This window comes from Dictyobacter arantiisoli (assembly GCF_008326305.1).
Classification (GTDB): domain Bacteria; phylum Chloroflexota; class Ktedonobacteria; order Ktedonobacterales; family Ktedonobacteraceae; genus Dictyobacter; species Dictyobacter arantiisoli.
On the sequence record NZ_BIXY01000001.1, the window covers coordinates 17847 to 30004 of the forward strand.

Annotated in this window: 11 protein-coding genes; 4 read left to right on the forward strand and 7 right to left on the reverse strand. The window is 46.3% G+C overall.

Annotation, left to right across the window (positions count from 1 at the left end; all coding sequences use genetic code 11):
* Positions 1–25 precede the first annotated feature (25 nt).
* A complete protein-coding gene (locus tag F1593_RS00075) occupies positions 26–943 on the forward strand; it encodes a hypothetical protein (RefSeq protein WP_149399052.1) in 918 nt (305 codons plus the stop codon).
* Between the two features lie 134 nt (positions 944–1077).
* Here the strand turns inward: F1593_RS00075 and F1593_RS00080 are convergent, their stop codons facing one another.
* The 3 genes from F1593_RS00080 to F1593_RS00090 all read right to left on the reverse strand — a co-directional run bounded on the left by F1593_RS00080 (position 1078) and on the right by F1593_RS00090 (position 3535).
* Positions 1078–1293 (reverse strand): helix-turn-helix domain-containing protein, encoded by a 216-nt coding sequence (locus F1593_RS00080; RefSeq protein WP_216368734.1) that lies wholly within the window; start codon positions 1291–1293, stop codon positions 1078–1080.
* Positions 1294–1624: 331 nt separating this feature from the next.
* On the reverse strand, positions 1625–2641 hold the full coding sequence (locus F1593_RS00085; RefSeq protein WP_172631740.1) for a GspE/PulE/PilB domain-containing protein: 1017 nt from the start codon (positions 2639–2641) through the stop codon (positions 1625–1627).
* Positions 2642–2851: 210 nt separating this feature from the next.
* Positions 2852–3535 (reverse strand): response regulator transcription factor, encoded by a 684-nt coding sequence (locus F1593_RS00090; protein WP_235932457.1) that lies wholly within the window; start codon positions 3533–3535, stop codon positions 2852–2854.
* Between the two features lie 382 nt (positions 3536–3917).
* Between F1593_RS00090 and F1593_RS00095 the strand changes: the two genes are divergently transcribed.
* Both F1593_RS00095 and F1593_RS00100 read left to right on the forward strand, forming a co-directional pair.
* Complete coding sequence (locus F1593_RS00095) at positions 3918–4307, forward strand: cytidine deaminase (protein ID WP_149399058.1); 390 nt, start codon at positions 3918–3920, stop codon at positions 4305–4307.
* Between the two features lie 342 nt (positions 4308–4649).
* On the forward strand, positions 4650–5804 hold the full coding sequence (locus F1593_RS00100) for a carboxylate-amine ligase (RefSeq protein WP_149399060.1): 1155 nt from the start codon (positions 4650–4652) through the stop codon (positions 5802–5804).
* A 343-nt stretch (positions 5805–6147) separates the two neighbouring features.
* On the opposite strand, the gene F1593_RS00105 is transcribed toward F1593_RS00100, so the two are convergent.
* Together F1593_RS00105 and F1593_RS00110 are read right to left on the reverse strand one after the other, a co-directional pair.
* Positions 6148–7110 carry an aldo/keto reductase family protein gene (locus F1593_RS00105; RefSeq protein ID WP_149399062.1) on the reverse strand — a complete coding sequence of 321 codons (963 nt, stop codon included), beginning with the start codon at positions 7108–7110 and terminating at the stop codon, positions 6148–6150.
* Positions 7111–7481: 371 nt separating this feature from the next.
* Positions 7482–8489: a sigma-70 family RNA polymerase sigma factor gene (locus F1593_RS00110; RefSeq protein WP_149399065.1), complete on the reverse strand. Its 1008-nt coding sequence runs from the start codon at positions 8487–8489 to the stop codon at positions 7482–7484.
* A gap of 515 nt (positions 8490–9004) precedes the next feature.
* Here F1593_RS00110 and F1593_RS00115 point away from each other — a divergent pair.
* Positions 9005–9691, forward strand: coding sequence for a DUF3159 domain-containing protein (locus tag F1593_RS00115; protein ID WP_149399067.1), 687 nt, complete (start codon positions 9005–9007; stop codon positions 9689–9691).
* A 226-nt stretch (positions 9692–9917) separates the two neighbouring features.
* Here the strand turns inward: F1593_RS00115 and F1593_RS00120 are convergent, their stop codons facing one another.
* Both F1593_RS00120 and F1593_RS00125 read right to left on the reverse strand, forming a co-directional pair.
* Entirely contained in the window at positions 9918–10928 is a 1011-nt protein-coding gene (locus F1593_RS00120) for a hypothetical protein (protein ID WP_149399069.1), read from the reverse strand.
* 171 nt (positions 10929–11099) lie between these two features.
* Positions 11100–11579, reverse strand: coding sequence for an NUDIX hydrolase (locus F1593_RS00125; RefSeq protein ID WP_172631741.1), 480 nt, complete (start codon positions 11577–11579; stop codon positions 11100–11102).
* Positions 11580–12158 lie beyond the last annotated feature (579 nt).

Here is a 12158-nt window from a genome sequence, read left to right on the forward strand (position 1 = left end):
TATTCCTTGAATAGAGTAAAAAAAGATGCAAACGTCTGACGAATCACCAGAAGAAAAACAACCAGCAAGCGATCAACAAACTCCTCTAAATGGGATTTCCCCAACGCCAGCAACACAACCAATATCTGTTGAGCCTGCATTGCCCGCCGATTTGAAACAATCTGAACAGTCACGGGATACCTCATTGAGGACGGATAGCAATGCCGTTCACCAGGAGGGTCTTGTCTATCCTCCACTACCATCTTTTTATGAAGAGATGCCATCACCGCCGCAGCAATCTATTCCTGAGGTTCCACGTGTGCCTCAAGCGGAGCAGATACCAACCCCACCCGTGACAAGACAAGAAGAGCTGAATTCTCCACCTGCCTTCTGGCAAGGACCTGTTGGACAACCATTACCGCCCGGCTATCCACCCTATCCTCAGGGTCAGAGCTATTTAGGGAATCAGCCTCCTCCCTTTGTCGTCGGTCCACCACGCCCAAAAAAAACAAACAAATGGACTGTCATTGCCATCTCCATTCTCGTCGGCCTTCTTTTACTGAGTTGTGGCATCTGTTTCTGGGCCGGGACATCAATGTTCGGAGGTATGTTTAATCAAGTCTACAATGGATTGAGCAACGGAACACAGGTCGTTAACAACTTTTATGATGCCCTCCAAAACAAACAATATGCACAGGCGTATCACGCGCTGAAACCACAAGGTTCGCTCAAGAATATATCAGAGCAAGATTTTATCACGCGTGCGGAAAAGCAGGATACACTTTATGGGCCAGTCTTACGCTACTCTGTCGGACAACCCGATCTGAGCAAATATGATGGACAAGTCCTGGATACTATTAGCTTACCAGTTGATGTTGCTCGTACTAAAAAATCATACACTGCGCATATTCAACTCAAACTAATCAATAATCAGTGGAAAATCACTGCTATCGATAATCTTTAATACTCCAGTTACAAAGCAAAAGAAGGAGCAGCCTTATGAAGTCTGCTCCCTCTTTTGCTTTTTTCTTTTTAAAGGTTTCTATGATTTGATCGGGGTTTTTCAAATATATAATGCATAAATATAAAACTGAATAGTTAGATGGCGGTGTTCGTCGCCGGAGTCATAGAAACTTCACGCCCGACACAGGCTCGAAGATCTTCGCGATAAAAGCGCCAGGTACTCCCAACCTTATGCCCTGTGAGTTGACCCGACCACATCAGGCGATAAAGCGTTGAACGGCTTACGCGCAAGTAACCCATCGCTTCTTTGAAAGTCAGCAGAACATCTTCCTGAAGCATCTGTACGACCATGGATTTTCTCCTTAAATAAATAAAACGAATAAATAAGTGCACTTGACACTAACAATGTAGCGCTGAGAACAGGAAAAATGATGATATCTTTGTCTCATTGCATGTTATAGTAACCAATCTTGACACGCTTTCATGTTAAGGAATAGTTGCGATCTGGTTAATTTTGCGGAAAGCCTGGTTTGATATTCACTACCGACATATCTGGCAAGCTCAGGATTATCCCGATCAAGGCCCATAACAAGATTAAGCAAACATATCTATCGTATATCAATATGATTGAACGTGCTTTTCATTATTTTCTTCAATTTTAGAACGCTTTACCAGGACTCTTTTACCAGGGATGGATCAATAAGGCGTTAAGCTCTTGCTCTTCACAGGCCACTGGAAAAATCGTGAGTCCTGTGATTTCATGTAACCGCGTCAGCATGGTTGCATTGGTTGGTTCACGCATAGCAACGGTCAATTGCTGGCGCTCATAACCTACGGGCGCGCAATGGAATTCACAAGCGATCTGATAAGGAAGCAGTGCCTTGACACGTTTTGGTAATACATGTGGCAATTCCAGATAAGGGACCGCTCCGGTCAATGACGCATTCCCAACAGGCTGTTTGTGGTCTGGTTGTCGCTCAGATACAAGTACAGGCACTGAGCGTACACCACGACGATGCGCCACCAATGCTGGTCGAAATGTGACAGTATACGCGCAATATTCTATTTGTTGATACAAGGCGTCCAGTGAAGCTGAGGGCTGGGGATAAGTCCCATAACCAAACACGATTGTGGTTTCATGAGTCAGGGGTGGCGTCATTGTCTGGGCCTGCAAAAGAGAAACACTTCTATATACGCGTTCGACTATAATACGTATGCCTTCTCGATCCACCTGTGAAAAAATAATCGCAGCACCGCCGGGCCCATTAATGAACATTTTGTCATCTATCCGCAAAACTCGCCGTACATTGCGCAATACTTGTTGTAACAAATCAGGGGAAGCATGATAGTGTCGACGTTCATAGTGTGTTGTCAGTGAGGAGGCTTCCAATTGCGACATATGCAATAGTAATATGCTGAATGTCTCACCATGTGTAAACAAACTCTGTATCATAGTAGACATGGCTGCATACAATTCTTGCGCGATTGGAACAGTGGTATTCTTACCCTCCCATTGCTCCATTGCTTGCACTCCCTGCATCCTCTGTTCAACCGGTGTCAGCACAACACAGGTACAGGGTTCACCTGCAAAACGCCTGGAGGTAGCGCGTTTATTTAACTTCACTGCGAGTTGTGGGCCAGCGCCAGTCGCTGTACGCAATGGGACTCTACTTGTTTTATTCTTCTGTTTCTGACCCATAACATTTCTCACACCTTCGTCCGGCACCATACCTATGGTGCGTGGCACGCAACCAGCTTTCGTCTATCCATAGAGCAAGATATGAAAATGTATCACTCTCACTCTCACTCTCACTATACGCAATTCATTCCGGTAAAAAGAGAGAGAGATTGTTCCATAGTGGTTAATATCTTCCCTCCATGGTTAAGATGAGCGCAACCGACTGGAAGATTACTCATCAAGCGGGGCAGCAAAGGTATAACCAACTCCAGGTACCGTCATGATATAGCGGGGTTTATTGGGATCGGGCTCCACTTTCTGTCTGAGATGACGAATATGTGTCTTGACGAGACCCGAATCACCTGCCTCATCATATCCCCAGACGCGCTCAATAATCATATCAGTCGTCAAAACCTGTCCGGTATGTGAAATTAATAAGTGCAACAAGCGACTCTCGGTGGGCGTCAGGCGCACCTTTACACCCTCGCGAGTTACTTCATGGCGCATCGCATCGTGGGTCACCGGTCCGACCGTAATTTCTGAAGAGCCAGTCGTACCACGACTACTATTAGAACGACGCATCACAGCTTTAATGCGTGCAAGCAATTGACGTGGACTAAACGGTTTCCGTAAATAATCATCTGCGCCCAGTTCCAGGCCGCGCACCTCATCATCTTCACGGTCATGGGCAGTCAAAATCATCACCATGGAATTGGTTTCCATACGCATCTGACGGCATACTTCGAAACCATCAAGCTTGGGCATTTGAATATCTAAAATTACCAGATCCGGCAATGTTTCACGCCAACGTTTAATCGCCTGCTCACCATCAAAAGCGCGGACAACATCATAACCATGTCCCTTGAGCCAGTAACTCAACATGTCCACCATGTCGCGGTCATCATCCGCCACCATGATCTTCAAAAGTAACCTCCTGCCTGCCCTATATTACAATACTAGGATGTACCGATGCTCCGTTACAAAATCGAATTCCTTGATACACTTCCGTTTGTAGTAACGGGAATGTTCAAAGCTCAGTAACATCATGACACAAAATAGGCTATAGCTAGACAATTTTACGTTCTAAATACGTCAAAACAGGGGTTGCTACTTCATCAGATCAACAGGGTTCGTACCTACTTCATTCATACGTGCCGTCTTTTGCCCGCTCTGGCGAGTAATCCAGGCGGCAGTGTTCATCCCTCCGTTAGTAATGATCGGCTTGACGAGGCATGGCAAAAAGGTTAGATTGTAACAACGCCCATGCCTGTTACTGGACTCAACGTAAAGGATAGAGATGATGGATCGAGAAGCGTTGTTAGATTTAGCCCGTCAGACCGCTCAGGGAGCACATTGCCCTTACTCGCATTTTCATGTTGGTGCCGCGCTGCTAGCCGGTGAGAAGGTCTTTACCGGCGTCAATATCGAAATTTCAAGCTATGGCCTGACCCTTTGCGCGGAACGGTCTGCCCTGGCAGCCGCGCTCACGGCACAGGCTGGCCCCATCACACACATTGCCATTGCTTGTATCGATGCCCCTGAAGATGCTCCTACCCATGAACGCATGCCCTGCGGCGCATGCCGACAGTGGATCGCCGATCTGGCGCCAGAGGCGACGATCTTTATCGATGGGTGCGAACGCGATTTTCAAGCCGGGGATTTGTTGCCATTCGCCTTCAGATTGTAATCTTGCTGGTACACATTGGCACATTTTGCCTCTTGACAGACGTAAAGTCCTTGTGTACGCTATAAGTCCAGTACTTTTCAAAAAGTAGTGCTCACTATGCTAGCACCACAATGCATTTGTGCAATCACACAGAGGTGCTTTTATGCTGGTTTCGTGCACTTATGCACAAGGGCCGTTCCAACACTCTATGCTCCCAGGTGACGGTATCATGCCACTCTCTACCGTCATACGCACAATACATAGACTCTTCCATTTTTTCGAGCGGATCTTCTTCTCCTGTAGGTTGCTACCACGTATGTTTGCTCACATCGGTTGGCTAACGTTATCCAAAAGGAGATTACGATGTCATCACGTTTCACCCTGGGCGTAGAAGAAGAGTTTCAGATGGTCGATAGAGACACAGGACAACTGGTATCCCATGTACATACGGTTCTGGATAAAGGAAGTGCTGTTTTTGGAGAATTAATTAAAGCAGAAATGCTGCAATCTATGGTGGAGATTATTACTGGGGTGTGCGCGGATATCCATGCTCTGCGCCAGGATTTGTCTACGAAACGTATGCAGCTAGCCACTATCCTGGCAAATGAAGGGCTGGCAATGATCAGTTCGGGTACCCATCCTGTCGCTCACTGGCGGGATCAACGCCGGACCGTTAATGAACGCTATAAAGAAATAGAGGAAGAGTTTCAGGATGTGGGACGCTCGATTCTGATTTGTGGACTCCATGTCCATGTGGGTATCGATACTCATGAGATTGCCATTCCACTGATGAATCAGCTCCGAACCTGGATTCCCCATCTATTAGCCCTCTCATCTAATTCTCCCTTCTGGATTAATTACAATACAGGCCTCAAGTCGTACCGCTCCATTGTCTGGAAACGCTTTCCCCGCTCAGGTATCCCTCCCACCTTTACATCAAGCATGGAGTTCGATTGCTATGTCTCTGATTTGATGCGCAACAACTGCATCGATAATGCCAAAAAAATCTGGTGGGATATTCGCCCTCATCCTTTTTTTGATACTCTTGAGTTCCGCGTCTGCGATATGCCCGTAACCTTTGAGGATACGATGGCAATCGCGGCTCTCTGCCAGGCACTGGTCTGCAAATTGACCTTCTTGCTTGAACAAAATATGAACACCCTTGTCCTGCCAACTCATTATATTGAAGAAAATAAATGGAAAGCAGCTCGCTATGGATTGGATGCCGTGATCGTAGATTTCCCACACCATCGGAGCCTGACATTGCGCGATTCACTGCATGAAACTCTCGATTTTGTAGAGGATGTGGTAGATGAATTAGGCATTCGACGTGAGATGAACTACTTACGAATCTTGCTCACAAGTTCCCAGGGAACTGGCGCTGACCAACAAATCGCGGTTTACAATGAGACTCAAAACATACAGGCAGTGATCAGATATTTGATGGAATGTACCATGCAGTCCATACAAACAAATTCGGTCATTTCCACAGCAGGTAAACCAACCACAAAACTATAGGAAATCCCAAAGGGTCTATGACTACCACGATCTCTGTGCATGAGTTTTCGCACCTACGGTGCTCAAACATCTTGTTAGTGTGTGGTGTAGAAAAAGTTTCTTCAAACTTTTTCTACACCACACACTAACAAGGACGCAGGCGCTTGCGCGCCTGCCAGCCAGTGAGCAGCAAGATCTTGATGGTACTGGGAGTCTGACACATTCTTAACTCGACTTTGTACATTTTTAGGCTTTTGAGCCTGCGAAAAAGGGCCAGTGCGACGCATTTCGAGCTCATGTTTTCAAAATTGTACAAAGTCGAGCTTAAGCAAAAGCACAATCTCCATTGAGAGGCTGCGCATATTTAGTACCCAACAACACCTTCTAAGATGGTATCAATGCGCTCTAAATCATTGTCCGACAACTTGATATCAGCGGCGCTGACGTTCTCTTCTACCTGAGAGGGACGAGAAGCACCAATGATGGCAGAGCTGACGTTTTTCTGGCGCAAGATCCAGGCCAGGGCCAGTTGGCTGACTTTATAGCCACCCTCTTCAGCCAGCTTCTGCAATTCCTGTACCGCGCTTAATGTCTTATCACTCAATGTCTCACCCATAAAACCATTGATCTCCGCATTGGCGGCACGGGTATCGGCGGCTGGCTGCTGTCCGGGTTTGTATTTACCGGTCAAGACACCCTGTGCCAGAGGCGAAAAGACGATCTGTCCGATGCCTTCGCGCTCACATAGAGGAATGATATCCTTTTCAATCCGGCGATGGAGCAGATTATAAGCAGGCTGATTAGAGACAATCTTATCCAGATTGAGCTCACGTGCAGTATAGACGGCATCAGCGATGTTGACTGCCGACCACTCGGAGACACCAGCATACAGAATCTTCCCCTGGCGTATCAGGTCATCGAAGGCACGCAGTACCTCGTCAATGGGCGTCTCGGGATCATAGCGATGACATTGGTACAGATCAATATAATCAACGCCCAGGCGTTTCAGGCTGGCATTACATTGCTCAATGATATGCTTACGCGACAAACCGCGATCATTGGGACCTTCGCCCATAGGGAAATAGACCTTGGTTGCCAGCACATAAGAGTCACGGCTATATGCGCTCAAGGCGCTTCCTACAACCTTTTCGGCCTCACCGCGATTGTAGACGTTCGCCGTATCAAAGAAGTTCACACCAAGATCGTAAGCGCGATGAATGCAATCGATAGCTACCTGCTTATCGGTTGACATACCATACGTCAACCAGCTTCCCAATGAAATCGTACTTACCTTGACACCCGCCCGACCTAAATGACGATACTCCATATTTAAATATCCTTCCAATTCATGTATATATTCGTATTGTTCCAATACAGCTTGATTATAAACACATAAAGCGCTCGCATACAAGCAGACGCTTATCATGAACAGACAGGGTCTTCCAATGCTCATCCATGGAGATGAGGCTGCAAACTACCGTAGCGGCCATCCTGCCCCACGCATGAGAATTGGAATGCCCTGTTGTCATGAATACGATCCGGGTTGGCTATCTGGATCAGGTCGTTAACCATGCCACCCGATGACAAGAAGAAACCTTCCTGCTCGAGGTGGAAGGTTTCTTCTTGTCAGGCACTTGTTCAGGAATCTATGCTGGCAAGCCAGAAGATGGATGAATGCAGCCAGCAGGTAAGCCATGATCAGGCTCGGGCCAGTTCGCGCACGCCCTCGTAACGCTCTGGATAGCGTAGTTTCCGCAGGGCTTTGACCTCAATCTGACGAATGCGCTCACGGGTCAGACGGAAAATTGTGCCGACCTCATCCAGGGACAACGAATGGCCCTCTTTCAAACCATAGCGCATCTCAATAATGGTACGTTCACGGGGGCTTAATACGGTTAAAGCCTGCTCGATTTGAGCTTGCAGAAGCTGGTCAGCGGTTTGATCAACAGGAGGAGGTGTGGCCGCATTTTCAATCGCATCGGCCAGATGATATTCTTCATCATCCGCCATGGGAGCATCCAACGAGATGGGTTGCTCGGAAGCGTTCAAAAGCTCAACCACGCGTTCGCGCGGTAGACCCATCTCAGCGGCAATCTGTTCTGGCAGTGGCTCAATTCCCTGCTCCTGATACATACGCCGGGCAATGCGCTTGATTTTATAGATAAGTTCGACCACATGCACAGGAATATGAATGCTGCGCGAATGCTCGGCAATGGCCCGACTGATCGCCTGTCGAATCCACCAGGTTGCGTAGGTACTAAAACGAAAACCACGCTGATAATCAAACTTCTGGGTCGCCCGCATCAATCCAATATTGCCCTCTTGAATGAGATCCAGCAAGGGCAGGCCCTGATTGGAATATCTTTTCGCGATGCTTACAACCAGGCGCAAATTGGCCTCAATCAGCCGCTGGCGGGCACGCAGATCTCCACGCGCGACACGCTCAGCCAGTTGTAATTCTTGCGCAGAGGTCAACAGGGGATACATACCAATTTCTTTTAAATATTGTTTTACTGCATCATCAACTGCCATCCGTTGGTCTTCTTCGACATCTTGTATTTCTTCATCTGTATCATAGAAGCAATCTCTCTCATCTTCTAATGGAGCCTCATCAAAGACAACCTCTTTTGTGCGTCGCTTCTTCTCAACTTTTTCTGAAACCAGGGACTCACTCTTTACCGTTGCTTTGACTGTTTTTGCCGCCATACCACCGACTCCTTCTTCTCACGCACTATGATGCATGCATCAAACTCCAGGAAAACAACCCTGCCAATGTCTTTCTTCAATAGCTTCTCTTCAAGCTTTTAGGATTACGCTTACATCTTTTCTTTATTGCAATAATCATGCCAAAGGCCGAAGCTATTTTGTCGTGCGCTTATACTGACAGTATTTCTAGATACAGGCCGCACAAAACTAGTTGGATAGGGCTTTTTGAAGAGCACAAAAGTTGTGTCAGGAGTGCCAGATGAGAATAAAAATCGGGAGCAGTCGAACCAAAAAGCTGAAGATATTTCTAGAAGTGGGGAATTTTACCCATAATTGTAGACCTCACCGTAAAGATGAGGTCTACAATTATGGGTGGTAATGTTTATGAATAGGCTGGTGTTGTGGAGTAGAGTAGCTGAAAAGGCATCTTCAGCAGTGCCAAAAAGGAGTTGCTCGTTTGATGGAAGCGTGCCATACTAGAAAAAAAGCCAGGAGTTAAAGGAGTACTCGTCGTCATGGACAAGCAAAGACACGCGCCACGGCTCGATTTCACAAATGTCGTGCCTAGCAATATACTGCAAACGATTGTGATCGATCTGGCCTTCCCCTATATGCTCTATCCCATTTTAACGGCGCGCATGCCTCTACTGGGCGCACTCGGCATAGTGGCACTGTTCCCCATCGCACATATTATCTGGAATCTGTATCAGCGCCGTATGCTGGATCTGATTGGCATTGGGGCGCTCTATTTTCTGCTCTGGGCGCTCATCAATGATCTTGTACCAGCTTCCTCGCTATTACAGCTAGAACTGCAACACTATACACTGCCTATCGCGCTAGTGGGATTACTGATATTGCTGACACATGTGGTGGGGAAACCACTACTGTTCTATATTGATCGCTACTGCCATGCGCATTCCACGGCACAAAACACTGCCTATAACGATTACTGGCAGGAAAACGCTACCTATCGCCGTATGCTTTACCGCTTGAATATCGTCTGGGGAGTTGGACAAATCATTTTCGCAGCACTATTGCTGGCACTCTTTCGTGTCATTTCTTCGGATATTTATTTTACCGTGGCATTGGTCGCAAGCTGTCTATTTTATGTGATTATGGCAATGTGGAGTGTTCACTACGAAGATACCTATACCCAGAGCACAGAGACAACCAGCAATGATGATCAGAAACCATATAAATAGGCCATGCTCCTAACGGAGCACTCTGAACCATGAAATTGCTCCCAATTTCAGAAGAATAGTTGAGGACATGGGAAGCAAACATTTTGAAAGAAATATGATTCATGTTATCTCTATGCATTCCGATATAATAATGCAAGAGGTTTTATCCACCTCTCAGGCTTATGCATCACACCTATCCCTTTTTCGAGAAGGAGCAATGCTTATCCACAGCATTACTCCTTCTTTTTTATGGAGCGAGTATACTTACTGGTGGATGCGATGATGAAGCGGTTGTTATAGCGAATAATTCCTTTTCTAACTGCTGCCAGATAATCTTTTCCGCCTCGATGCGGGTGGTTGTATGCTTTTGGTGGGCAGCCAGCATAATCTGTTGCGTGACGCGCTGCTGGAAGGTTAGGAGAGAAGGGAATTGTTTTTCACGCGCTGGCATGACCCCAAGTGCCACATCACGAAAGAGATAATATTCATTTTCGTCAAAGGATAGACACAGCAACTCGGCATATTTCTGAATACATATGATCAAGGACGATGAAAAATAGCTTGCCTCAGCACTCGCGACGTACAATCCTCCCACGATGCGATTTGCCAGCACAATAGGGACAGCAACAGCGCTTTCAAGTCCATCAATATAATCGCCAGGAAAATTACGCAGAATTTCTGCCTGATTCTGGACGGCGGTCATATGTCCTGAAGAAACGACATACCCAACCATGGATTCGATGCCCAGAAATTGAGGATGGGATTCGATATTGTTGCCCCAGGGAGCTGAGCCACGCCCTGCTACGATGCGTAAACTGCGTACCACTTGTCCTACAGATGGAGGAACACATTGTGCCACAGAGACCAGCATTCCGGCTCTGCCTGCGTCTAAATGCCTGAGCATTTGCTGTAAAATAAGATTACTTATGGTTGAGGAACGCAGGTGACGGGAGACATTTACATAGGAGCTAATAACGCAACCGTAAAAATCGGCAGAAATTTGAAATATTTCTTCCTCTTTCAACACGTTAGTCGTGCCAGCCGGAGGAAACTCCTTTGCTAATAGGTCGATCATTTGCTTGCGATATTGTGGAAGGGCATTAAGCAATAAGCGCAAATTTTGCGGACGTGGATTTGTCTCTCCAGTAATCCAGCGCCGTAACGTCATAGCATTCACAGAAAGCGCATCCTGAATCCTTTGCTGCTCTTGCGGATCCATCAGGATGGTTCCAAGTAATTCACGCCATGTCATATCCATTTTTGTACACCACCAATAAAAATAATAATATACTTCTCATGCAATTAATATATTTACATGATATATAGCATAACGCTTATTATGATATACATCAATGTATTTTTACAGTATACACTCTACTAATTTAATCCTGGCTGGCACAAATTTCATCTATCTCAGTGGCAAGTAAGATTACGCCGCACAGGATGCCTTCTGGCGCGCTCGATAACTTAGATAATCATCAAAGATCTTTAGTGTATGTTTGTCTAGACGCTCACGTAGCTCACTTTCAGCAACCCAGCAGGGGCGACCTTCAATATTGTTGCGCAAACTTCCACCCGTTACACGCGCATGATAGACAAAACTCAAGTTACTCATGTTCAGCCAGCTATGACTGGGACATGAATAAAAGCCAATTAAATCATCCGCCTTCACATCCAGCCCCGTTTCTTCGTGAGCTTCACGCTCCGCAGCCTGAATAGGATTCTCACGCCAGTTCATAAAGCCACCGGGCAAGGCCAGACGATGCCTGGGCAATTCAACTACCAGATAGCACTCATCCTGCTCAACAATCACTGCGGCACTTCCGAAGGGGGGAAGCTTACCGCCAAGCAGCAGATTCAAGAGATGAAAAGCGATGCTCACGCACATCTTCAACAAATCATATAACATCACCAATTCTCCTCAGCTCGTCGTGGCGCGAGCATCTTTTCTCTTGCATAAACAATATAGGTATTAGAATCCAGTATAACATGGAACTCCTGATTATGGTACGTTTATCATAACTCAATAGATGCCATCATACACAGCATTCGGGTAGACACACCTGGTTCTATTGATCATAGTAACTCCACTATAAAGAAATTCAATAAGCCCTTCCTTTATTTAAACGAATTTCTTCATATGTTGACTTAGTTAGTCAATTTAGTCAAGAAAAGTCTTGACAGCAAGGCGTGTTATGGATTATGCTTTGTGTAGAGTAGAAATACAGCGATAGCGAAGGCAGCTTCATTATCTCTACAAGTCTAATACACAATATATAGCTGTTATGAGGGGTTATAACAGGCAATAGATTGTCGTCATTAGCATGAGTGGTTGACCCCATGTCTCTACTGGATAAAGGAGATGGCGGTCAAAGGATGAAGTGGAATGAAAGATGATGGAAGCGAGTCAAGCTATCAACTGGATTTTTCGCATACTACTCCGGTTCATGCTTGTGTCTCCTCTGTTCGTGCTTGTGTCTAAGGGAGG